The organism is Pseudoalteromonas sp. EB27, assembly GCF_001974875.1.
Classification (GTDB): domain Bacteria; phylum Pseudomonadota; class Gammaproteobacteria; order Enterobacterales; family Alteromonadaceae; genus Pseudoalteromonas.
Genome location: NZ_MTQD01000013.1, coordinates 72,239 through 96,760 on the forward strand (window position 1 = coordinate 72,239; position 24,522 = coordinate 96,760).

Annotated in this window: 22 protein-coding genes; 16 read left to right on the forward strand and 6 right to left on the reverse strand. The window is 38.0% G+C overall.

All coding sequences use genetic code 11. The features are described 5' to 3' along the window. The first annotated feature begins 403 nt into the window (after positions 1 to 403). Complete coding sequence (locus tag BW142_RS15005) at positions 404 to 1,645, forward strand: malic enzyme-like NAD(P)-binding protein (protein WP_076925368.1); 1,242 nt, start codon at positions 404 to 406, stop codon at positions 1,643 to 1,645. A gap of 82 nt (positions 1,646 to 1,727) precedes the next feature. Here the strand turns inward: BW142_RS15005 and metJ are convergent, their stop codons facing one another. Then, positions 1,728 to 2,048, reverse strand: coding sequence for a met regulon transcriptional regulator MetJ (gene metJ, locus BW142_RS15010; RefSeq protein WP_007586263.1), 321 nt, complete (start codon positions 2,046 to 2,048; stop codon positions 1,728 to 1,730). A gap of 289 nt (positions 2,049 to 2,337) precedes the next feature. Here metJ and metB point away from each other — a divergent pair, with 289 nt between their 5' ends. Together metB and metL are read left to right on the forward strand one after the other, a co-directional pair. After that, a complete protein-coding gene (gene metB / locus BW142_RS15015; protein ID WP_076925369.1) occupies positions 2,338 to 3,585 on the forward strand; it encodes a cystathionine gamma-synthase in 1,248 nt (415 codons plus the stop codon). Between the two features lie 5 nt (positions 3,586 to 3,590). After that, a complete protein-coding gene (gene metL / locus BW142_RS15020; RefSeq protein WP_076925370.1) occupies positions 3,591 to 5,936 on the forward strand; it encodes a bifunctional aspartate kinase/homoserine dehydrogenase II in 2,346 nt (781 codons plus the stop codon). 64 nt (positions 5,937 to 6,000) lie between these two features. On the opposite strand, the gene BW142_RS15025 is transcribed toward metL, so the two are convergent. Then, positions 6,001 to 8,493 carry a PBP1A family penicillin-binding protein gene (locus BW142_RS15025; protein ID WP_076925371.1) on the reverse strand — a complete coding sequence of 831 codons (2,493 nt, stop codon included), beginning with the start codon at positions 8,491 to 8,493 and terminating at the stop codon, positions 6,001 to 6,003. Between the two features lie 130 nt (positions 8,494 to 8,623). On the opposite strand from BW142_RS15025, the gene BW142_RS15030 reads away from it, so the two are divergent. The 9 genes from BW142_RS15030 (at position 8,624) to BW142_RS15070 (ending at position 17,542) form a co-directional block, all read left to right on the forward strand. Then, positions 8,624 to 9,703 (forward strand): pilus assembly protein PilM, encoded by a 1,080-nt coding sequence (locus BW142_RS15030; protein ID WP_024598074.1) that lies wholly within the window; start codon positions 8,624 to 8,626, stop codon positions 9,701 to 9,703. After that, entirely contained in the window at positions 9,691 to 10,263 is a 573-nt protein-coding gene (locus BW142_RS15035) for a PilN domain-containing protein (RefSeq protein WP_076925372.1), read from the forward strand. The genes BW142_RS15030 and BW142_RS15035 overlap by 13 nt, the downstream gene beginning before the upstream one ends. Next, a complete protein-coding gene (locus tag BW142_RS15040) occupies positions 10,253 to 10,858 on the forward strand; it encodes a type 4a pilus biogenesis protein PilO (RefSeq protein ID WP_007586270.1) in 606 nt (201 codons plus the stop codon). Before BW142_RS15035 ends, BW142_RS15040 begins: the two co-directional genes overlap by 11 nt. Then, on the forward strand, positions 10,855 to 11,394 hold the full coding sequence (locus BW142_RS15045) for a pilus assembly protein PilP (RefSeq protein ID WP_007586272.1): 540 nt from the start codon (positions 10,855 to 10,857) through the stop codon (positions 11,392 to 11,394). The genes BW142_RS15040 and BW142_RS15045 overlap by 4 nt, the downstream gene beginning before the upstream one ends. Then, complete coding sequence (locus BW142_RS15050) at positions 11,381 to 13,486, forward strand: type IV pilus secretin PilQ family protein (protein WP_076925373.1); 2,106 nt, start codon at positions 11,381 to 11,383, stop codon at positions 13,484 to 13,486. The genes BW142_RS15045 and BW142_RS15050 overlap by 14 nt, the downstream gene beginning before the upstream one ends. Positions 13,487 to 13,670: 184 nt before the next feature. Next, entirely contained in the window at positions 13,671 to 14,189 is a 519-nt protein-coding gene (aroK, locus tag BW142_RS15055) for a shikimate kinase AroK (protein WP_004589350.1), read from the forward strand. 27 nt (positions 14,190 to 14,216) lie between these two features. Next, positions 14,217 to 15,287: a 3-dehydroquinate synthase gene (aroB, locus tag BW142_RS15060; protein WP_024598071.1), complete on the forward strand. Its 1,071-nt coding sequence runs from the start codon at positions 14,217 to 14,219 to the stop codon at positions 15,285 to 15,287. Next, the gene (locus tag BW142_RS15065; RefSeq protein ID WP_076925374.1) at positions 15,288 to 16,631 is read left to right on the forward strand and encodes an AAA family ATPase; all 1,344 of its coding nucleotides are present in this window, start codon (positions 15,288 to 15,290) and stop codon (positions 16,629 to 16,631) included. A gap of 53 nt (positions 16,632 to 16,684) precedes the next feature. After that, entirely contained in the window at positions 16,685 to 17,542 is an 858-nt protein-coding gene (locus tag BW142_RS15070; protein ID WP_024589888.1) for a Dam family site-specific DNA-(adenine-N6)-methyltransferase, read from the forward strand. On the opposite strand, the gene BW142_RS15075 is transcribed toward BW142_RS15070, so the two are convergent. Together BW142_RS15075 and BW142_RS15080 are read right to left on the reverse strand one after the other, a co-directional pair. Then, positions 17,499 to 17,684: a DUF2970 domain-containing protein gene (locus tag BW142_RS15075; protein WP_076925375.1), complete on the reverse strand. Its 186-nt coding sequence runs from the start codon at positions 17,682 to 17,684 to the stop codon at positions 17,499 to 17,501. The genes BW142_RS15070 and BW142_RS15075 overlap by 44 nt on opposite strands. 3 nt (positions 17,685 to 17,687) lie before the next feature. Then, positions 17,688 to 17,984 (reverse strand): hypothetical protein, encoded by a 297-nt coding sequence (locus tag BW142_RS15080; protein ID WP_024598069.1) that lies wholly within the window; start codon positions 17,982 to 17,984, stop codon positions 17,688 to 17,690. Positions 17,985 to 18,145: 161 nt separating this feature from the next. Here BW142_RS15080 and rpe point away from each other — a divergent pair, with 161 nt between their 5' ends. The 3 genes from rpe to trpS are packed head-to-tail and all read left to right on the forward strand — an operon-like array spanning position 18,146 to position 20,531. Beyond that, on the forward strand, positions 18,146 to 18,829 hold the full coding sequence (gene rpe / locus BW142_RS15085; RefSeq protein WP_024598068.1) for a ribulose-phosphate 3-epimerase: 684 nt from the start codon (positions 18,146 to 18,148) through the stop codon (positions 18,827 to 18,829). Next, positions 18,829 to 19,494 carry a phosphoglycolate phosphatase gene (locus BW142_RS15090; protein WP_076925376.1) on the forward strand — a complete coding sequence of 222 codons (666 nt, stop codon included), beginning with the start codon at positions 18,829 to 18,831 and terminating at the stop codon, positions 19,492 to 19,494. Before rpe ends, BW142_RS15090 begins: the two co-directional genes overlap by 1 nt. Before the next feature lie 32 nt (positions 19,495 to 19,526). Then, positions 19,527 to 20,531, forward strand: a complete 1,005-nt coding sequence (gene trpS, locus BW142_RS15095; RefSeq protein WP_076925377.1) for a tryptophan--tRNA ligase — start codon at positions 19,527 to 19,529, stop codon at positions 20,529 to 20,531. 115 nt (positions 20,532 to 20,646) lie between these two features. Here trpS and BW142_RS15100 read toward each other — a convergent pair whose 3' ends face one another. Further along, positions 20,647 to 21,567: a TraB/GumN family protein gene (locus tag BW142_RS15100; protein ID WP_076925378.1), complete on the reverse strand. Its 921-nt coding sequence runs from the start codon at positions 21,565 to 21,567 to the stop codon at positions 20,647 to 20,649. Positions 21,568 to 21,603: 36 nt separating this feature from the next. After that, positions 21,604 to 21,969, reverse strand: coding sequence for a hypothetical protein (locus tag BW142_RS15105; protein ID WP_076925379.1), 366 nt, complete (start codon positions 21,967 to 21,969; stop codon positions 21,604 to 21,606). A gap of 281 nt (positions 21,970 to 22,250) precedes the next feature. Here BW142_RS15105 and BW142_RS15115 point away from each other — a divergent pair, with 281 nt between their 5' ends. Further along, positions 22,251 to 24,392 carry a winged helix family transcriptional regulator gene (locus BW142_RS15115; RefSeq protein ID WP_076925380.1) on the forward strand — a complete coding sequence of 714 codons (2,142 nt, stop codon included), beginning with the start codon at positions 22,251 to 22,253 and terminating at the stop codon, positions 24,390 to 24,392. Positions 24,393 to 24,522: the final 130 nt, after the last annotated feature.

Sequence of the window (24,522 nt, forward strand, 5' to 3'; positions counted from 1 at the left end):
TATTCTGAGTATGCATAAACCTTTACAGACAAATCGATAGATATTCTCTATATTTTAAATAGTACAATTTTTAACTAGGTTGATAAAAGTAGCTAACGTGGGCTTATCTGTTTTTAAAGTAGAGTAGTAGGCAGTTATTTAAGTTTATGGTGATACTTTATACATACATTTTTTTAATATTTCACTAGGCATAAAAGCACCTTAAAACTTACTTTTTAGGTGAATTTTTATTTATTAAATGTTTATATAATCCTGCAAAGTTACTGAAAAACCTCTTAAAATTAAAGGATATAGTATATAACAGGATAGACCTGATATTGCTTGGAATTTAAAAATAATAAGGGTATCGTACCCCAAGACTCCACCTCTCACTTTAACTTAAATTGCAGGATACCATCGCGTTATGTCTGACTTTCGTGAACAAGCACTACATTATCACTCACACCCCGTACCTGGTAAAATTAGCATTGAGCTAACAAAGCCCGCTGAAACAGTTCAAGACTTAGCCCTAGCTTATAGCCCAGGCGTTGCCGAACCTGTACGTGAAATTGCTGCAGATCCTGCAAATGCATATAAATATACCGGTAAAGGTAATATGGTTGCGGTTATCACTAATGGTACTGCAATTCTCGGACTTGGTAATTTAGGCCCTTTAGCATCTAAACCTGTAATGGAAGGTAAAGCGTTATTGTTTAAACGTTTCGCTGGCCTTGATTCAATTGATATTGAAGTTAAGCACCGTACGACAGAAGACTTTATTAATACGGTTGCCAATATTGCCGATACATTCGGTGGTATTAACCTTGAAGATATTAAAGCACCAGAGTGTTTTGAAATTGAAAAAGCATTAATAGAGCGTTGTAGCATTCCTGTTTTTCATGATGATCAACACGGAACTGCGATTGTAACTGCTGCGGGCATGTTAAATGCGCTAGAAGTACAAGGTAAGTCAATTGAAGATGCAATTATTGTATGTTTAGGAGCTGGCGCTGCCGCTGTTGCGTGTATGGAGCTGTTAATTAAGTGCGGAGCACTGCGCGAACACATTTACATGCTTGACCGCAAAGGTGTTATTCATACCCGCCGCGATGATTTAAATGAATATAAACAGCTTTTTGCTAACAATACAGATAAGCGTACATTGCAAGATGTAATTGCAGATGCTGATGTGTTTGTAGGTGTTTCTGGCCCTAACTTATTAGCGGCTGAAGATTTAAAGCTAATGGCTGAAAAACCAGTTGTGTTTGCATGTTCAAACCCAGATCCTGAGATTGATCCTGCACTTGCGCACGGCGCACGTAACGATTTAATTATGGCAACAGGGCGCTCTGATTATCCTAATCAGGTTAACAATGTTTTATGTTTCCCGTTTATTTTCCGTGGTGCGCTTGATGTGCGTGCAAGCGCTATTAACGATGAAATGAAAATTGCTGCAGTTGAGGCTATCCGTAGTATTGCTAAAGAGCCTGTACCTGCAGAAGTTTTAAAAGCAGCAGGCGTAGATAAATTAGAGTTTGGTGCACAGTATATTATTCCAAAACCAATGGACCCTCGTTTACTGCCGCGTATAGCAAGAGCTGTTGCCCTAGCTGCTGTTGAGTCAGGTGTTGCGCAAATTGATTTGCCAGAAAATTATATGCAGTAAATCTATACAGTAGAGCTATGCAATAAAATTTAGACATAAAAAAACCTCAGTAATTACTGAGGTTTTTTTGTCTTTGTAGTATTTATTCTTCGTTTAAAACGGGTACTTCTAGACCCATTTCTTGCATTATTTTTTTAACTTCTTCTGGCACTTTTTCGGCGTTATCTTTACGTAAGTCATCGTCATTTGGTAAAGGTTGGCCAGTAAAAGCATGCAAAAATGCCTCACATAGCAATTCACTATTTGTAGCATGGCGAAGGTTATTGATTTGACGACGTGTACGTTCGTCAGTTAATACCTTTAATACATTTAGCGGGATCGAAACGGTGATCTTTTTAACTTGCTCTGATTTTTTACCGTGTTCTGCGTATGGGTGAATATACTCACCATTCCATTTAGCCATAAGATGTATCGTTGCCTCAGATTATTAATTTCTCACACGGTATAAAAAGCGTGTAAATATGCGTGAAATTCTATCGATTTAAAAAAGATAGTCAAATAATAGATACCGATCTATCTTAATAAGCCTATTGTGAGTGTAAAGATAAGCACACTTTTGTGAGCTAAAATGTGTTATTCGCAGAGGCTCCTTCTACTTTTAGCCATCTAGAGCTTTAAAATACTTTGACTTATCAAAACGGATAACTTACTCTTTTAGACGTCTAAACATCCAAATTAATCAGGTGACGAATATGAGCGAAAAAAACAAAGCAACCATTGCTGTACGTAACGGCGTTGATGCTGATAAACATCATGGTGCGGTGGTACCGCCAATTTATTTATCGACTACTTATTCGTTTGCCGACTTTGATACTAAGCGTGAGTATGATTATGGTCGTAGCGGTAATCCTAATCGTGATATTTTAGCTGAGACGCTTGCTAAGCTTGAAGGTGGCGCTCGTGGCATAATTACAGCTACAGGCATGGCTGCCGTGCATTTAGCTACTCAGCTACTTAATAGTGACGATACGTTAGTAATTCCACATGATTGTTATGGTGGCAGCTATCGTTTATTTACATCTTTACAAAAACGCGGACTACTAAAGCTCGAAATATTAGATTTAACAAAAGAAGAAAGCCTTCAACAAATTTTAGTAATTAAACCTAAGCTTATTTGGATAGAAACCCCAAGTAACCCAGTACTTCGTTTAACAGATATTAAAGCGGTTACTGATGTGGCTAAGCAATGCGGTGCATTGGTGGCTGCAGATAACACATTTTTGTCGCCTGCACTGCAAAACCCTATTAAGTTTGGTGTAGATATTGTGGTGCATTCAACCACTAAATATATTAACGGACACTCCGATGTAGTAGGCGGCGCTGTTATTGCCGCAACACAAGAGTTAGGCGATGAGCTTGCTTGGTGGGCTAATAACATTGGTATTACGGGGGCGCCTTTTGATAGCTATTTAACGCTTCGTGGTTTACGTACTTTAAATGTGCGCCTAAGACAGCATCAAGAAAATGCACTGGCAATAGCTAAGTATCTTGAAAACTCTGAATATGTAAGCCAAGTTTACTACCCAGGTCTTGAGTCACATCCTCAACATGAACTTGCTAAAGCACAGCAACTTGGCTTTGGTGGCATGGTTAGTTTTGATATTAAAGGCGATATAAACGACGCAGCGGCATTTTTAACTAGCCTTAAAACCTTTAGTTTAGCTGAGTCACTAGGTGGCGTAGAGAGCTTAATTTGTCACCCTGCAACTATGACGCACGCAGGTATGGACGCAACAGCACGTTTAGAAGCGGGTGTGGGCGATACGCTTATTCGTATTTCGGTAGGTATTGAAGATATATACGATTTAGTTGCTGATTTTGAGCGAGTGTTTGAACTTGTAAAACCAGGACAAAATAAAAATGTTGTCCGTGTAGGCAAAGGTGCAGGCACTTCTGGTGGTAACGTTAAATTAAGTGTAGCCCGTCCGGCGCTTTGGTGATTAATATGGTTAATTGTATACATAAATTTGGTGGCTCGAGTTTAAGCTCAAGTGAGCGATACCAAAGCGTTGCAAAAATAATAATTACACATACTCAACCGGGTGACTGTGTGGTGGTATCGGCTGCGGGTAAGACAACCGATACGCTAGTATTACTTTGGCAAAGCTATCAAAAGCAAGACAATCAAGCGGTAGCTGATATTTTACTACAGTTAAATAATCACCAAAGAGACTTAATAGAGCAGCTATTAGAAGCTGATTTAAAACGAAGTGCACTTAAAACACTAAATACCGAACTTAGTGATATTGCAGAACTTGCTCAAGCTGAGCAGCTAAAAGAGGCTGCGTTACTTGCACATGGCGAATTGTGGTCAGCACGCTTACTCGCCATTTATTTACAGCAGCTAAATATTGAGGCATGTGCTCAAGATGCCCGCACTCTTTTTACCTTGAATGATGGTGAATTAATGCATGCGCAAAATGCGCAGAAATGTGGGCAGTTAATTTTTCCTAATAAAATAAATGTTGTTACTGGGTTTATAGCCGCAGATATCAATGGTGAGACTGTAACGCTTGGCCGAAATGGTAGTGACTACAGCGCAACACTACTAGCAAATTACTGTAATGCTAAGCAGGTATGTATTTGGACTGATACGCAAGGAGTGTTTAGTACTGATCCACGTAAAGTGCAAAAAGCGATTAAATACGGCAAAATTTGCCGTGGACAAGCTAATTTATTGGCTCGTTTAGGTAATCCTGTATTACATGCAAAAACACTATCGCCACTTAAAAACACAGATATTAAGCTAGCTGTTCGCAGTAGTTTTGATGTGCAAGCAAGCCCAACCGATATAGTAAAAAAAGGTTCAGCGAAGAAAAAACGTTTTATAACCACGTTGCAAAATGTTGACCTATTAATGGTTGAAGGGTTAAGTGAAGGAGAGGTTGCAAGTGTTAGTCAGCTTATTCAGCATAGCCTTCATCACTTTAACCATAATGGTGAAGTGTATCTGGTAGTGCCAGCAGCACAAACTTATCTGGTTATTAATTACTTTGCGGGTAGAGCAAATATTAGCGAGTCAAATTTAAATGGCTGCGCAATTGTAGCGCCTGAGCAAGACGTTAATACATTGAGCTTACAAGCGCTAGACTTATTAAAACTCCACAGCATAAAACCTCGTTTTGTCCATCAAGATACTGGATATGCTTTATTGCTTACCGATCAATTTATAGATAGTGATATACAAAGTGCCTTACACGATAAGCTAATTAATAAAGGCCAAGAAATCGCAATTATAGTTGCGGGGCTTGGTAACGTTGGCGACGTTTTTATTAAACAGTTATCGGCACAATTTGAGCGCTTATCGGATGACTTTAGTATTAAATTAGTCGGTCTAATTCGCTCTAAAAAAATGTTGTTTAATGCAAGTGGTATTAATACGCTGCAATGGAAAACTCAATGGCAGCATGAGGCTAATAGCTATCAATCTGCAGATTTACTGAATGCTATAAATGAGCTCGATTACGAGCATAAAATTGTGATTGATATTACCGCAAGTGAACAATTTAGCTTGTTGTATCCAGACTTTGTAGATGGAGACTGTCATTTAATTAGTGCTAATAAATACGCTGGAACAGCATCTACTATTTGGTATAAAGCACTTCGTAGTAATATTTTAGAACGTAATTTACATTGGCGATATAACACCAGTGTAGGCGCTGGCTTACCTATTAACTTTGCTTTGGCTGATTTGCAAAATAGTGGCGATAAAATAACACGTATAGAAGGTGTTTTCTCAGGCACGCTTTCGTGGTTATGCAGTAAATATGATGGAATTAGGCCATTTTCTGAGTTGGTACTAGAAGCTCAGAAAATGGGATTCACAGAGCCAGACCCTCGCGAAGATTTATCTGGGCGAGATATGCAGCGTAAACTACTTATTTTAGCTCGAGAGCTAGGTGTAGAGCTTGAACTTGACGATATTAGCTTATCGGCATTGATGCCTGATGAACTTGCGCTGGCAAGTTGGGATGACTTTTTAAATAAAAAAACACAGCTAGATGCATTCATTGAAGAGCATGCAGCTACAGCAAAAGCTAAAAATTCAGTACTTAGATACACGGGCTTGTTAGAAATCAAACAAGGTGAAGTAATCGCTAAAGTGGGAATAGCGTATGTGCCTAATGGCGATGCGTTAGCAAACCTTACTCCTGGTGATAATATTTTTGTCATTAATAGCAAATGGTATAGCGATAACGCATTAGTGATTCAGGGACCAGGAGCGGGTAGGGAAGTGACCGCTGCGGGTGTGCACTCTGATTTATATTGGCTTGTTCAAAACTTAAAATAAACCTTTGGTTTAAATAAAAACGGCAGCTTAAATAAGCTGCCGTTTTTGTATTACGTACATATTATTAAAATAGCTCTTCTTCTGTTTTAGTGTCTTCTTCAAATATATCGTTAGGCTGAGATAGCACATACTTTGTAGGTGCGGTGCCTTTTTCAAAATATTCAAATCGACTTGTGTAGTCATTTTTATGGCTTAATAAACCAGTAGCTAAATCAATACGAATAGAAACAAGTCCCTCAGGCGGCTCAATTGGAGCTTCGGGCTTGCCTTCTAGTGCCGCTTTCATAAATTCAACCCATGCTGGCTGTGCGGTTTTAGCGCCCGATTCAGCACCTGATATTTGGCTGCTATCTAGGTTGTTGTTATATGTAGAGCGACCAAGAGCGTTGCCCGGATTATCAAAGCCAACCCAAACTGAGGTCATCACATTACTATTAAAACCGCTAAACCAGGTATCTACTGAGTCATTAGTTGTGCCTGTTTTACCCGAAATATCGCGACGGTCTAGTGCTTGTGCTCGCCAACCGGTTCCACTCCAACCTGTTTTATGAGCCCAGCTACCCCCCCCCCAGATTGCACTATTCATAGCATCGGCAATTAAAAATGCATTCTGCTTAGAAATAATTCTCGGTGCACATTTTTTAGTTTGCTCCTCTTCACCATCACTATTATGAATTGAGAGTGCATTGAGTGTTGGCAAAGGCTCTTCGTCACAGGCAAGAGCAGGGTTTGCTTTAAACAATACATTGCCATAAGCATCTTGAATTTCTGAGATGAAGTAAGGTTCAATTAAGTGACCGCCATTGGCAAATGTACTCATGCCTCGGGCAAGTTCAAGGGGAGTAATGGAAGCACTGCCAAGGGCTAATGATTCACTGCGATTAATGTCAGCGTCTTTAAAGCCAAATTTTAGTAAGTGATCAGCTGTACGTTGTAATCCAACACCACGCAGTAAGCGCACCGAAATAACGTTTTTAGACTGTGCTAAAGCACGGCGAATTCGAATAGGACCGTTGTAAACAGCGGGGCTATTTTTAGGACGCCATGCTACGCCTTGGCTTTTATCCCATTGGTTTATAGGTGCATCGTTTAATATAGACGCAAGCGTGTAGCCCTTTTCAAGTGCTGCTGAATATATAAAAGGTTTTATATTAGAACCCACTTGACGCTTAGCTTGTACCGCACGATTGTATTGGCTTTGCTCAAAGCTGTAACCCCCTACAATGGCTTTTATTCTACCGTCTTGTGGATCGAGTGAGACAATAGCGCTTGATGCTTCCGGTACTTGGCTTAATAAGAAGCTGCTATCTTCGTTTTGACGTACCCATATTTGCATACCTGGTGTTAAAATGTCGGTAGCTGCTTTTGGAGCAAAGCTTTGGCGGTAGCGAGTAATATACTTACGCGCCCATTTTAAATTATCCCAAGTGAGGGTTGTTTGTTCACCGTTTTTAAGTAATACAGTAGCTGTTTTATCATTAACACTAAGTACTGCTGCAACTTTTAAAGTGCCTAATTCATTTACGCTCTGTAATTTATTGAGTATTTGTTGCTCAGTTAAAGCTGGTTGTGTTTCAGGATTCCATAAAATATCAGTTGGACCTCTAAAACCATGACGCATATCGTAATTGTGTAAGTTATTTACAAGTGCGTTTTGCGCTGCTTTTTGAACCTTTGATTCTACTGAGGTAAAAATTTTAAAACCTGAGTTGTATGCTTTATCTACCCCATAGCGCGAAACCATTTCGGCACGCACCATTTCAGAGATATACGGTGCGTATAAGTTTATTTCTGCGCCGTGAAAATAAGCTGTAGTAGGTTGGCTAGTTGCTTCGTTATATTGCTCTTGTGTTATATAGTCTTCGGTAAGTAAACGGCCTAAAACTACATTTCGGCGTGCTTTTGCACGCGTTGGGTTACGAATTGGGTTTAATGCAGAAGGTGCTTTAGGTAAACCTGCAATCATCGCCATTTGTGCAAGTGTTAAATCTTTTAGCTCTTTACCGTAATAAACTTGCGCTGCTGCACCAATACCGAAAGCACGATTACCTAATTCTATTTTATTAAGATAAAGCTCTAAAATTTCGTCTTTTGTTAATACATCTTCGATATGAAGCGCTATAAATATCTCTTTAACTTTACGTATATATGCTTTTTCGCGTGTTAAAAAGAAATTACGAGCAAGCTGCATAGTAATAGTACTTGCACCTTGTTTTTTCTCGCCAGTAGATATAAGAACAACAGCCGAACGTACGATGCCAATAGGGTCTATGCCTATATGATCGTAAAATCGATTATCTTCTGTCGCTAGAAATGCATTAATGAGTGTTTGAGGAATTTCATCAATAGTCACTGGAATACGACGTTTTTCACCAAATTGATTGATTAAAAGCCCATCTTTAGTGAATACTTGCATAGGAGTTTGTAATTGCACGTCTTTTAAAACTTGCACACTGGGGATATCAGGTTTAACGTAGTAATAAAGACTGATCAAAGTAATCAGACCAATTAACACACAAATGATAAAAAATTGTAAAGTTCGTTTTAATAAAATCACTTATATTTCCCTAAATGGACTCCCAATTGCGAGTTTTGACTGCTAGTATATATTGATTAAAAAATGAATAATATTTTTTCATATAAAAATTATAACTTGTTTATTATTAAAACAAAGGCCAAGTTGAAACATGCTAAGTCAACTATTTCAAAAACCGTCCCAAATGATGGTAGGAATTGATATTGGATCGCACTCTATTAAGGCTGTGCTTTTACGTGAAATTGAAACTGGATTTCGACTTGAAGCACTTGCAATTGAGCCGATGCCAAAAGGCGCTATGAGTGAGCGTACAATTCAAGATATTGAAGCGATTGGTAACGTAATTACAAAATTAAGAAAAAAATTACCAAAGTCGTTAAAATTTGCGGCAGTGGCTGTTTCTGGCCAAACAGTCATCACAAAAGTGATCTTCATGGATGTATCGTTAACTGATGCTGAACTTGAGTCGCAAATTGAAATTGAAGCCGATAGTTTAATTCCATATCCTCTTGATGAAGTAAGCCTCGACTTTGAGAAGCTTTCGACGAATGAAGCCGATCCTAGTAAAATGAATGTTTTGCTTTCAGCTGCCCGTACTGAAAGTGTTGAAGCGCGTGTTGGCGCTTTAGAAGCAGCAAATTTAGAAGCTAAAATAGTTGATGTAGAAAGCTATGCATTAAGTCGTGCAATGGATGTGTATTACCAACAGTTACCTAGCGACGCATTTAATAAATGCGTGGCTGTGGTTGATATTGGTGCGGTTTTAATGCTTGTGAGCGTTGTTCAAGCTGGGGAAACAATTTATACACGTGACCAAGTTTTTGGTGGTGACCAATATACAAATAGTATCGTTGCTTATTATAATAAAGGCTTTGATGAAGCTGAGATTGGTAAAACATCAGGTGATTTACCGCCAAACTACACCTTTGAAGTATTAGCCCCTTTTCAAACTTCGTTACTTCAACAAGTGCGACGTGCGGTGCAAATGTTTTTAACAACCAGTGGCAAAGAGCAAATCGATTATATTGTATTAACGGGTGGTACATCGATGATTAAAGGTATTGACCGATTACTCATCGAAGAACTAGGTATTCACTCTGTCGTTGCTGAGCCTTTTGAAAATATGGAAATTTCTCCAAAAGTAGATCGTAATGTAATGCAACGTCACAAAACGCAGTTTGCAATTGCGACAGGGTTGGCATTAAGGAGCTTTTCAACATGCCACATATAAATCTACTTCCTTGGCGTGAATCGCAGCGCGAAGAATCGAAAAAGAAATTTGTAACTATACTTATTGGTGTCGTTATACTTTGTTTTGCGAGTATGTACTTATTAAGCTCTTTTTATAGTTCATTAAAAGACGGTCAAAACTTAAAGAATAACTATTTAAGTTCAGAAATTAGCATGCTAGATAAAAAAATTAGTGAAATTAGAGGTTTAGATAAAAGAAAAGAAAACTTACAACAGCGTATGAGGCTCATTGAAGAATTACAAAGCAGCCGTAATTTGGGTACGCAAATAATGGATGAAGTTGCCAAAATAGTGCCGGGTGGGGTTTATTTAACAAAACTCGAGCGCCGAGGTAGCCAAATTCATGTATTGGGACGCAGTGAATCTAATAACCGTTTATCAACAATGCTGCGCCAAGTACAAAGCTCATATTTACTAGAGAATCCTTCAATGCAAGGCATTGTTGCAGGCGATCAATCTTCGCGTTTACTTAGTGATTTTAATATGGAATTTTATGTAAAACCATTTGATAAAATTGGTGAGGTTAGCGATGAGCCTTGATTTTAAAGCACTGAGTGAAATTGATTGGAATGAAATAGAGCTCGATAACATTGGCGATTGGCCTATTGCAGTTAAAGCAATTTGCTGTACGTTTGTTGCCGGACTTGTATTGTTTTTTAGTTATAGCCTGTTAGTTTCTGATGAAATTGATAGTTACCACAGTGCAGTTGCGAAAGAGGTCGAGTTACGCACAACTTATCGTACTAAATACGCAGTAGCGAGTAAGCTTGAGATCTATCGTCAACAAATGATTGAAATGGAAGATAAGTTTTCACAATTATTAAAACGTTTACCTACCTCTAACGAAACCCCTGGTTTACTTGATGATTTGTCGTATGTTGGCACAACAAGTGGTCTGACTTTTTTAAAAATAGGTTGGTTACCAGAAGTCGAGAAAGAATTTTATACTGAATTACCGATTAAAATAGAAGTGATAGGAACCTACCATGAGTTTGGTGAGTTTGTGGGTAAAGTAGCTCAGTTACCACGAATTGTAAGCTTACATGACTTTTCTATTTTATCATCGGGCGATAAACAGTTAACATTTAGTGTTGTCGCAAAAACATATCGTTATGAAGAAGGAGTTAAAAAATGAAGCTCCTTCGCGTAGTACCTGTAGTAATGGTGTTTGTTTTGAGTGGTTGTAATGATGATACGTCTGAGCAAAAAGAATTTATTGATCAGGTAAAAGCAAGCACAACACCAAAGGTTGAATCAATTCCTGAGCTGACAAAGTTTGAAATATTTGAGTACAGTGCTGGTCAGCTACGTAGCCCGTTTGTAGCGCCTCAGCCTGAGATAATCCAAAATAAATTAACACAAGTAAAAAACTGTTTGCACCCTGATCAAGAGCGTCGCCGCGAACCGTTAGAAAAATACCCGCTAGATAACTTAGCAATGAAAGGCACAATTGGTTCTAGTGGACAAATATGGGCATTAATAACAGCAGCTGATGCTACTTTGCATCGTGTAACGGTAGGGAATTACCTTGGTAGTTATGATGGCAAAGTAAAAACAGTAAGTAACGACTATATAGAGTTAGTGGAATTAATCCCTGATGGGTCTGGCTGTTGGAAAGAGCGCTTGACTAAATTAGAAATGTTAGAGGCGGCAACAGATGGCGCAAATTAATAATAAAAAAGGTAAAAATAGCATGCATAAGGATGTACTTTGGCTTCATCGTATTTCACGAACATTACTGGCTGCTGTTGCTTTAGTCACTGTAAATTCAGCCGTTGCAGGGCCGTTACTTTATGATGTTCGTTATAATCCATTACTTAAAGGCGAAACTGAGTTACAGCTTGTTTTTGATGAAGAGTTAACGCTTGAGCCAAAAGTTCAGGTGTTTAATAGCCCAGCCCGAATCGAAATGTTTTTTGATACCGCAGAGTTAGAGGTTGGTTTAAATGATGTTGAAGTTAATCAAGCTGGAATTAGCAGTGTTACTAATGTTTTAACTAACAGTGGTTTAAAAGTAACGGTAAACCTCGATAGATTAAAAATTTATGAAACTGAAGTTCATAACAACTTAGTATCAATACGCGTGTCTGATAATCCTCTTACAGAATCTGAAAATGAAGATGTAGCGATGGACTCAGGTGACGTAAGTGGAAATTACATTAACCGTATCCAATCAATTGATTTTAGACGTGGTGAAAAGGGCGAAGCGAAAGTACTCGTATTTTTACAAGACACTCAAGCTGCAATTGAAGTCCATGAGAGTGGCGGGAAAATTTACGCTGACTTTCATCACACCGATATTTTAGATGACCTACTTTATGAATTAGATGTATTAGATTTTGGTACTGTCGTAAGTAATATCGAGACTTTTAAAGAAGACGGATTAAGTCGTGTCGTTATTGAGCCAAACGCTCAGTTTACATTTACGTACCAGCAAATAGATAATATTTTAACGCTGACGGTAGAAAAAGATGAAACGCAAAACGCCTATTTAGATGGTGGCGTTGAGTATCAAGGTCGCCCTATGACCTTAAATTTTCAAGATATCTCTGTGCGAGCAGCACTACAAATTATTGCGGGTTATAACGATTTTAACTTAGTAACCAGTGATTCAGTGACCGGTAATATAACACTGCGCTTAGATGGCGTTCCGTGGGATCAAGCGCTTGACGTAGTACTGCGTATTAAAGGGCTAGATAAACGCATGGATGGCTCTATTTTAATGGTAGCGCCTGCAGAGGAGCTTGCAGCACGTGAAGCTAAAGATTTAAAAGCTAAACAGCAAGTTGAAGACTTAGAACCACTCTATAGTGAATACATTCGATTAAACTACGCTAAAGCCGAAAATTTTGCTGACTTATTAAAAACAGATAGGAACAGTATTATAACTGCCCGCGGTAGTGTATCGGTTGATCAGCGTACAAATACTTTATTGGTAAAAGATACTGTAAAGAGTATAGAAAACATTCGCCGGATGATAGAAACACTCGATATTCCAGTACAGCAGGTTGTAATCGAATCTCGGATGGTAACTGTGCGCGATAACGTTACTGAGGACTTAGGTGTACGATGGGGCTTTAGTGACCAAGGTAGTAGTGTTGGTATTTCAGGCTCCCTTGAAGGCGCTGAAGGTATTTATAACGCAACATCAACTACAAATGCGCCAAGCATTTCAGATCGATTAAATGTAAATTTACCAATTTCTAATCCTGCGGCCAGCATTGGTTTGCATATAGCAAAATTGGCTAACGGTACGTTAATTGATTTAGAGTTAAGTGCGCTTGAAGAAGAAAATAAAGGCGAAATTATTGCTAGCCCGCGTATCATAGCGGCTAATCAGCAAAAAGCACGAATAGAGCAAGGTACTGAAATTCCTTACACTGAGTCAGCTTCAAGTGGTGCTACTACCGTAAGCTTTAAAAAAGCGGTACTAAGCTTAGAAGTAACACCTCATATCACACCTGATAATAAAGTAATTCTAGACTTAATTATTACTCAAGACACGCGTGGCGATACCGTACAAACCGGAACAGGTGAAGCAGTGTCTATTGATACCCAAGAGATTCAAACACAAGTGTTAGTGGAGAATGGACAAACCGTAGTACTCGGTGGTATTTTCCAGCAGCAGATCATTAATACTACGAGTAAAGTGCCAATTTTAGGTGACATTCCTTACGTAGGAAGACTGTTTAAAACCACAAGTGAGTTTAATGAAAAGCGTGAATTACTTATTTTTGTGACACCAAAAATACAAATTGATTAAAATACAGTGGTTTTATGTTAACCAACGGGTGATTATTTAGATTAATTGCTCGTTATATGGCTTTTTATGCTAATTGACTTGAAATACCCCCGCAATTACTGAGATAATCCCCTCCTTAATTTTGGGGCCAGGTCGTTAGGCGGGGTTTTATTTCAAATTTTAGAGTTTGTTTGTACTAAAAGATATGGCTGAGAAACGTAATATATTTCTAGTTGGCCCCATGGGGGCTGGCAAAAGCACGATTGGTCGTCACATCGCTGACCAATTACACCTTGAATTTGTTGATTCTGATCAAGAAATCGAACGCCGCACAGGTGCAGATATTGCATGGGTATTCGATCTTGAAGGTGAAGAAGGCTTTAGACTTCGAGAAGAGTCTGTTATTGGCGATTTAACCGAGATGCAAGGTATTGTACTTGCTACCGGTGGTGGTTCAGTAATGAGCAAAGAAGTCCGGAACAAGCTTTCGGCTCGAGGTATCGTTGTATACCTAGAGACACCTATAGAGAAGCAAGTTGCACGCACGCAACGCGACAAGCGTCGCCCATTACTGCAAACTGAAGAAGCACCTCGTAACGTACTAGAGCGCTTAGCAGAAGAACGCGAGCCACTATACAAAGAAGTTGCTGATTTTGTTGTACGTACCGATGAGCAAAGCGCTAAAGTTGTTGCTAACCAAATCATCGAGAAATTAGATTTTTAAAAACCAATAATAAAGGAATAGCCAAGCATGCTTAAATTAACTGTTAATTTGGACGAGCGAAGTTATCCTATTTATATTGGGCAATCTGCACTTCAAGATAATGGCCGCCTGGTTCACCACATTGGTGATTGTCGGCCTATCATCATTACTAATGACACAATAGCGCCTTTATATTTGCAAAGGTTACTTGATTCATTAGCTGATCTAAATCCGCTATCTTTTATTATTCCTGACGGTGAGCAATATAAATCACTGGAATGGTTTGAAAAAATATCAGCATTTTTACTACAAAATAACTGTGGCCGAGATACGTGTCTAATTGCGTTAGGTGGTGGTGTTGTAGGTGACCTAACTGGTTTTGTAGCGGCTTGTTATCAGCGCGGCGTACCGTTTATTCAAATACCAACGACAGTGCTTTCACAGGTTGATTCATCGGTAGGTGGAAAAACGGCAGTAAATCATCCGTTAGGTAAAAATATGATAGGGGCATTTTATCAGCCTCAAGCGGTTTTTATTGATACGCAAACATTACACACTCTACCTGCACGAGAGTTTGCAGCAGGTATGGCTGAGGTAATTAAGTATGGTCTGATTTACGATACCGAATTATTTGAATATTTAGAGCTAAATGTAGCTAATTTGCAGCAACTAGATGAAGCATGCTTACAGCATATCATTTTTAGATGTTGTGAAATAAAAGCGCTTATAGTTGCTCAAGATGAAAAAGAACACGGCTTACGAGCTTTGTTAAACCTAGGCCATACATTTGCCCATGCAATTGAGGCACAGATGGGTTATGGCGTTTGGTTACACGGCGAAGCTGTTGCAACAGGAATGGTATTAGCAGCCAAACTTGCCAAGACACGCCAAGATTTAAGCGCAAGCGAAGTTGATCGAATTATTAAGCTGCTTGAGCTATATAATTTACCAACAGAAATTCCAAAGCAAATGACTAGCGAGCAGTTTTTAACGCATATGCGTAAAGACAAAAAGAATAAAAAAGGCACTATCCGCTTTATTCTACCTACCCAATTTGGCCAGTGTGCATTAGTTGATAATGTATCTGATGATCAAGTTAGAGACTTAATCGAGCAGTAAATGCAGTCACAAATTTTACCAAGCCGTGCGGCTTTGGTGGATAGAATCGCACTGCAATTTGAGTACGGGCAAAATTTAATTGTTTTACTTGGCACTTCTGGGCTAGGTAAAAGTTATATGCTCGAAACCTTCATTACAGATAAATACAACGACTTTAATAAAGCCTTCGTGCAAGTAAGTGCACAAATGACTGACGCTCAGCTAATGAGTGAGTTATTAGAACAAAGCTTTAACTCTCCCCTGATCGATCATAACTTAAGTTTACCTGAAAACTATTACCAGTTGCTCCAGCAACAACCATGTGGGCCATGTTTATGGGTACTTGATGGCGGTAGGCAATTATCTGATGAGATGTTAATTGAGCTTGAGTTACTTTCTAAGAACAGCCCAAATACGCTATATATAATAATAGCTTCACAGTCTAAGCTGCCTTTAAACAACGCTGTTGAAATTTACTTGGAGCCGCTAACGCTTCGAGAAAGTAAGATGTTATTACAATGGTATTTTTCAGACTTACCTTATGATGAAGACCCTGTTTTTAGTACTTTTTTAGCTGAGGCTCAAGGTAATCCCAGTTTATTGCTTGCTTGGCAACCTAGTGAGCACATAGCCGATATTATCGTTAAGGACAAAGTATCTTGGCGATTGCACCTATTGATTTTGATGCTGTTGATTATGCTTTTAATTATTGGGCTACTTTATAAGTCGGATATGACACAGTGGTGGCAACAGTATTATCAGCAGGAAGAAACACAAGTCGTAAATACAGCAATATCTGTAGAGCAAGTAAGTGAGCCGGTTATAAAGAAAAATGACCCAGTAGCGAGCCTAAATAAACCAAAAGTAGTTGAGCAACCTATTAAGCTAGAACGCGAACACATTAATGATGTGCCTGCGATCATGCAAAGCCTTACCGAGTCTGCCAACTCCGTTAACGTACTAGACAGTGATGTTGATGTTAGTACTAATAATAAAAGCAGTGTATCAAGTGAGGTTAAATCTGAAGCTCTAAAAGTAAATACAGCAGAGCAAACTCAGAGTAGCCAAGATAATATATGGTACATGCAGCAAACAGATACAAATAGTGTTATTCAATTATTAGCCGTAACTCAGCAGGAAGTTAGCGATAGCTTTATTGCTCAATTCAATCTACAGCAGCAAACTCATACTTACCAAACGAAGCGAAATAATAAAATATGGTGGGTTGTTACATTTGGTAGTTTTGGAAGTATAAACGAAGCAAAATCAGCAATGGATACTTTATCTGCTGGGGTTAAAAAAAATAAACCTTTCTATAAAAAAATTAGTAAAATAAAGCAAGAAATAGCACTCGTAGATCAGTAAAACACACTACTTTAGTGTAAAATCGCGCAACACCAGATTGAAGTAAAGAGCCAATGCAACAAAAGAGTAGAGCCTTCCTTAAATGGGCCGGCGGAAAATACAGCCTAGTTGAAAACATTAATGCGCGATTAAACCAAGCTAGCAAGCATGCTGATACGTTGGTTGAACCTTTTGTTGGTGCAGGCTCTGTGTTTTTAAATAGTGACTTTAAACACTATATTCTCAACGATATAAATGCAGACTTAATTAACTTATACAAAGAGCTTAAAAGCTCCCCGGATGAGCTCATTAGTGATGCTAAAAAGTTATTTGTTGATTTGAATAATCACGCAGATGCTTATTACGAATATCGTGTGCAGTTTAATCAAAGCCGTGATGTATATGAACGTTCAATATTGTTTTTATACATGAACCGCCATGGTTACAATGGACTGTGCAGATACAACCTAAAAGGTATTTTTAATGTGCCTTTTGGTAAATATAAAAAGCCTTATTTTCCTGAAAAAGAAATGTATTTTTTTGCTGAAAAAGCACAAAAAGCAACCTTCACCTGTTTAGATTACGATGACGTTTTTAAGTTAGTGCCTAACAATGCTGTTATTTATTGCGACCCGCCTTATGTACCATTAAGTAAAACAGCTTCTTTTACGTCTTACGCTAAAGGGGGGTTTAATTTAGATGATCAGGCTAATTTGGCTAATTTGGCTGAGAAGGCTGCCTTTGAAAATGATACACCAGTACTCATTTCCAATCACGATACCGTATGGACTCGAAAAATTTATAGCCAAGCATCACTTGACCAAATTCAAGTAAAGCGCACTATTAGCCCCAAAGGTGGCTCTAGAAATAAAGTTGACGAGTTGATGGCTATGTATTTAGCACCCAAGCAACCACTGCGTAAATTGCGATAACAAAAGCAATAAATAGTACAATCGCGATTAGGATGATAGAGATAGGAGAGTGTTGTTTAAAATCGACTTGGCGTTTATTTTCAGATTGAACACCAAAAAATGCTGCTAGCACACTTTGCAACGCACTAAAAAGTTGCAGCATTATTTAAAATAAAGGTTTTAAAGATGGAGTGTTTTTAGAATCTTCTGAGCTAGTAAGTAGCTCTAGTAAATCGAGGTAATGAAACTGAGCACTACGGCTATCGCCAGTTAACCATGAAAACCACGATGACTCTTCTTCAACTTTAATACACGTAGTTAATGTGTTTTGAACACTTACCACTTGTGTATTATGACAATTACCCACTGAGCTTAATTCTTGCTCAGAGCTTGAACCAAAGCTAAACGCCCCGATAAGCAGTAATGCCGACGCAATTAATATCCCAGTTTTAAAAGCACGCATGATGAAATCCAATAATTTGTTACTTTTTTAATCATAGCAAATATTGATTAAATATCAAACTTAAAGTTACCTGAAATAGGGGCTATTACGCCATATTACTTGGGTAACATCTTCAATTAAGTTACATTAACGCAATACACTATTTATTGATGGAGTTAATCATGTTTAACCCAGAGCAAAAATATTTAATAGCCCCTTCTATTTTGTCTGCTGACTTTGCAAAGTTAGGCGAAGATGTTGATAAAGTTCTCGATGCGGGCGCTGACGTGGTTCATTTTGATGTAATGGATAATCACTATGTACCTAATCTCACAATTGGTCCTATGGTGTGTAAAGCACTCAGAGATTACGGCATTACAGCACCTATCGATGTGCATTTAATGGTTAAGCCTGTAGATAGTCTTATTCCATTATTTGCAGAGGCGGGTGCATCAATTATTACCTTTCATCCTGAAGCCAGTGAGCATGTTGACCGTACAATACAGTTAATTAAAGATCACGGCTGTAAAGCAGGCTTAGTGTTTAACCCAGCAACAAGCCTAAGCTATTTAGACCATGTTATTGATAAGCTCGATACCATTTTGCTAATGTCGGTAAACCCAGGTTTTGGTGGGCAAAGTTTTATCCCTCATACGCTTGAAAAATTACGCCAAGCAAAACAGCGTATTATTGAATCAGGTCGAGAAATTCGCTTAGAGGTTGATGGGGGTATTAAAGTCGATAATATTGCAGCAGCAGCACAAGCGGGTGCTGATATGTTTGTTGCAGGCTCAGCTATTTTTAATCAACCAGATTACAAGGTTGTGATTGATCAAATGCGTAAACAGCTTGGAAGTGTTAAGTAATGAAGTACGATGTCGCCTTATTTGATTTAGATGGTACCTTGGTTGATAGCGTTTACGACTTGTATATTGCTATTAATTTAACCTTGAGTGGTCTTGCTTTCCCTATTGTTAGCCAACGCTTGGTGGAAAGCTGGGTCGGTAATGGGGTTGAGGTCCTCGTTAAACGGGCTTTGAGTGGCGATATGCAAGTGAGTGAACATCTAGATGAGTCACTTAGTGCTAAAGCAATATTAGAGTTTTATAAACACTATGAACAACAAGTTGGTGAGTATAGTGTTTTGTATCAACATGTAGAAACAGGGCTTGCAGCACTTCGTGGTATGCCTAAAGCATTAATCACTAATAAGTCTCGAATATTTACAGAAAAATTACTCGATAAACTGGCACTAACGAGTCATTTTGATGTGATTGTATGCGGTGACGACATGGCAAAAAAACCATCGCCAGAGCCATTGCTATTTGCCTGCAAAAAACTAAATGCTCAGCCTAATAAAGCAATAATGATAGGTGATTCTAAAAGCGATATACTTGCAGCTAAAGCCGCGAATATAGACGTAATTGCACTTAGTTATGGCTATAACCAAGGTGAAAATCTTAAGGACTATAATCCACAGTACCTATGCGATCACTTCTTAGATATAATACCTGTTCTAACGCAGCGTTAAATATTATTAATTAAGCAAAATAAAGGAAAATCATGAGTAAACCAGTAGTTTTAAGCGGCATTCAGCCAACCGGTGGTATGACAATAGGCAACTATGTTGGCGCTATTAACCAGTGGCTAAAGTTACAGGAAGACCACGAAAGTTTCTTTATGTTAGTAGACTTACACGCTATTACAGTTCGCCAAGAGCCTGAATTACTGAGCTCTCGAGTGTTGGATGGTATTGCTCTTTACGCGGCATGTGGCATTGACCCTGAAAAATCTGCTTTATTTGTACAATCACAAGTACCTGAACACGCACAGTTAGCGTGGGTATTAAATTGTTACGCGCAAATGGGTGAGCTTAATCGAATGACTCAGTTTAAAGACAAGTCATCTAAGCATGCAAATAACGTAAACGTGGGCTTATTTTCATATCCGGTATTGCAAGCTGCGGATATTTTATTATATCAAGCTGATCAAGTACCCGTCGGTGAAGATCAAAAGCAACACTTAGAGCTGACTCGCGATATAGCAACACGCTTTAATAATTTATACGGCGACGTATTTAAATTACCAGAGCCGTACATTCCTGAGTTTGGTGCACGCGTAATGAGCTTGCAAGATCCACTTAAAAAGATGTCTAAGTCTGACGAAAACCCAAATGGTTACATTATGTTATTAGATGAGCCTAAACAAATTGTGAAGAAGCTTAAAAAAGCAGTAACTGATTCAGACGAACAAGCACGTATTTACTTTGATCGCAGCGAGAAGCCTGGTGTATCAAACTTGCTTACTTTATTAAGTGTTGCAACTAAGCGCTCAATAGAAGACCTAGTGCCTGAGTATGAAGATAAAATGTATGGCCATTTAAAGAAAGATACAGCTGATGCAGTTGTAAATATGATTGAGCCAATTCAAGCTCGCTTTAAAGAGATCAGAGAAGATCAAAACCTACTCAATAGCATAATGAAATCAGGTGCTGAAAAAGCCAGTGTACGTGCTGAGAAAACATTAAAATCGGTATACGATGCGCTTGGTTTTATTCCTCGCGGGTAAGTTTATTAAAATAAAAAAATGCCGCTTGTTAGCGGCATTTTTTATATAGCACATATCAACATGATAGACCCAAATAGAAACAGTAGCGATATCGCTAGTTTGTCTGTTTTATCCATTATTCAGCCCCTCTTACTGTTATATCTGCCGTGCTATCAACACTGACTAAAGAAACGCTGTAGCCTTTGTTTTCAAGTAAGGTAAGTAAACTATCTTGTCCTGCAAGGTGGCCAACTCCAACAAGTACAAACTCATTTTTGTCGTTGTTAAACATGGCTTCTACTTTTGGTAACCAATCATTATTTCTATCTGTAATGAGTTGTTTATAGCTATTCGGATCATTTTTCTGCATACCTTCAAGTGCCACTTTATTCAGTGTGTCTGTATCACCTTTGCGCCAGGCAGCTAAAAGTCCTTTAAACATATCGCCATAGTTGTGAAGCTCAGCTAAGTTACGTTTAATGAAATCGTTTTCGTTGCCTTGACCCATTGTTTTATAAAGCTCTAACTGAAATTCCATTGTTTCTAAGTAATTTTTTGTTTTGTTATCTTCAGTCGCTTTTTTAGTAAAATAAGCATCAACCCCTTCACCCATTAAGTTTTGCTTTTGAAGCTCCATCGACATTAAAACAATACTCACCATAGCAGGGCGAAAACCATCTAACTTAGCTAGGTTAGCGCCAAACTCGCTAAGCTTATTTTCAAGTGAAGCTTTAACCTGGGGTTCTAGCTTTTGACTCAACGTTTCGTTATTTGTATACGATAGTGCACCTAGCATTTGCATTTGTGCATTGGTGTCGGCTGGATCAGGTAAGGGTGCTTCTAAAATAATTGTATCTGCTTGTTCATAAGCATGGTTAAACTCAGCGGGCAGTGGCATTTCAGCTTTAGGTAGTATGTGAACTGTACCGCCAATAAATAGTGAGTCATTGCCATTACTTACTTTCCATACAGAGCTTTGAGCCTGTGCTGTATTTGCTAAAAGGCTGCAACTAAGTAATACGCTGGCAGATACTAATTTTTTTGTGAATTTTTTCATGATAATTCCTTAATATAACTTTTAATTTTATTGTTTTTAGTTCGATAACACATTGCTGAAATATGCAGTGATTGACGATGTTACCTTTGAAAGGTTTTTATCAATTTGCGAGTTTATTTTGCTCATTGAAGAGTCAAGCTCAGCTGATATTTTTTCATCCAGTGAAGAAAGTAACGTTTGTGTATCAACATTGTTTTTTAAAGACTCAGAAGCGTCTATTTTGTTTGTTTTTTGTAGTTTTTGATTAGCAGGGTTAATTGCCTTCATGCTTTCACCAATCATGCATTTCTCAAAATTATTTTGAACGGTGTCTTGTTTAGTGTCAGCTGCAATAACTGAAGTAGTATTAAAAGCAGTTGCTAGTAGTAAAGCCGGTAGTACTTTTTTCATTGTGCTGTTCATAATTAAACCTTTTATATTTTTAACTGCAGCCAATTTAGAATCACAAATGATTTTTTACTAAGCTGCTTGTTGATGACGGTTTAAAGAATATCGCTGAATTTATTAAGAGTCGCTTATCTAGTTATGAGCAATTAATAGATAAGGTTTTAAAGGTAAATAATTGTTTTAATTTAGTATGTTAGCTTCAAACATTATAATGCTAATATAAGGTTTAAAATGCTTTTCTATAAAATAAAGTATAGATGTGATACGGTTTATAAAAATAAAAATACGTAAAGACTATGAATTATCAAATCGGACCTTGGCAATTTATTAGTAATCGCTGTGTGATTACTTCAAACCATTTAGAAAGGGAATTAGATCCACTTTTAGTAAAGTTATTACTCCACTTTATAGATAAGCCTCAACAAATCGTTTCCCGCCAAGAGCTTATTGAGAGTGTGTGGCAACAGAGCTTTGTTGATGATAATGCGATTAACCGTGCAATCTCAGAGTTAAGAAAGCAGCTTGCCCACCCAATTGAAAAAGCACCGCTTTTAAAAACGCATTACCGTAAAGGGTATAGCCTAACAGTAATACCTGAACGTTTAACGCAAGTAAATGTTTCTAAAGAGTCTACAAATATTTTTCCTGACTCAACGGGTATTTCTGCCAAAAATGAAGAAGTAGCTACTGCAACTATTTCGCAACCGGTTCAAAGAAAGAATAGTAAAAAGTTTTTGATTTATTCTTTATTCGTCATTATTTGCCTGTGCTTTTTAATATGGTTTGGGTTGTTTTTTATTAATGCACCTTCTAGTGAAAAGATTAAACAGATCACGGTTAATAAGGTAGCAAGCACGTGGAATATAGGCAGTGAGGTTCACCCTGAGATGTCTTCAGATAAACAATATTTAGCTTATACAAATGTTGAACCTGAAAATGACGTAATGCATGCATTTGTAAAGCGACTATCTGATCAAAGGGAGGTTGAAATTACCTATCCTGGCTTTCAAGTATCAATTTTATCGTGGCAGTTAAATCAGCGCTCTGTGTTGTTACAAGCGACCAACTTAAAGCAGCAAAAGTGTGAAATGGTACTCGTCGATTTAAGCCAATTTCCTGTTATAGGAGAGGCTACCTTAATTAAAAAGTGTGACCTTAGATACACAGGTTATGCGCAAGTAGACGAAAGTGGTGAGCATATTTATTACACCGAATATAAAAATGAGCATGAGGGTTCAGGTTTATATAAATATGATTTAGAACTTAAAAAAGAATTCATAGTGATCCCACCACCAGGCGTCATGTATGGCGTAATCATGCCTCGTTTATCTCATTCTGGTAGTAAAATAGCATATGTACTTAGTCAAAAGGGTAAGCCTTTTTCTGTATTTAGCTACAACTTTGAAACCCATGAAACTAAGCGGTTATTTAAAGCAAAGAAAAGCGTAATTAGCTTCGCGTTTGACTGGCTTGCAGACGATAAAGGCGTGATTGTTTTTGAAGGCTCTGAGCTTTCAACCATAGTGTTTGATAAAAATAATATTATTAAGCGCACACTAACGGTTACCCCAGCAATTTCACCTTATTATATTGCAGTTCAATCTGCTAATAGCCTTTTTTACTCAGCAAATAAAACACAAGCATTTTCGTTAATTAAAGCGACTAATCTTTTTAGCGATGCTCCTGAGTATGAGGCACTCTACAAAAGTGATGAAGACGACTACATCATTGCAGAAGTAATTAATGAGAAAGGACCAGCGCATATTTTTGTATCCGAGCGCTCTGGCAGCAGTCAGTTGTGGTTATCTCAAAACGGACTTACAAAGCAGCTTAGTAACTTTACTTATGAAGGGAAATCTAACTTTGCTATTGGTGGACTAAGGGTATCGAGTAAGCAAGATCGGGTTTTATTAAGAGTTAATAGTGATATTGCATTTTTTGACGTTATGTCGAACAAGCTCTATACCATAGCTGAGTTTAAAGGGCGAAAGATACTAAACTATGTATGGTCTAAAGATAATGAAAGTATAATTTATTTAGAGCGAAGCGGTTCAGAAAATCTATTTGGTCAGTTTAATTTATTAACGCGAGACACAACTATATTTGAGGATATTAAAGCCAATAAATTAATTTCAGGTGCTGACGGTACTAACTATGCAATTACTAATAATCAGTTAATTAAATTATCAAATAAACAGAATTGGGAATTGCCTAAAGACGCGCGACAAGCACAAATTTTTGCCATTAATGGAAATTACCTTTACTACTCTGATGCAATTTCAAGAGTTGCTCGGCTTAATTTAGAAGATAAAACAGTACAAGATGTACATGTGGATTTTAAACCTATCGCATTTTTTATTAGTGATAACAATCATATTTTCTTTACAGCATCAAAATATAAAGACATGCAAATAATACAGATAAGTTGGAATGACTAGGGCGTGTCTATCTTTCTAGATTAAGTTTGTAGCAGTGTGTTGTTTTTCTTTAATAGCATTTTCGATTGTTATACCAATTCGCTTAATTAAGAGATCTATTTTGAGGGTGGAAAAACGTGTTGATAGCTAG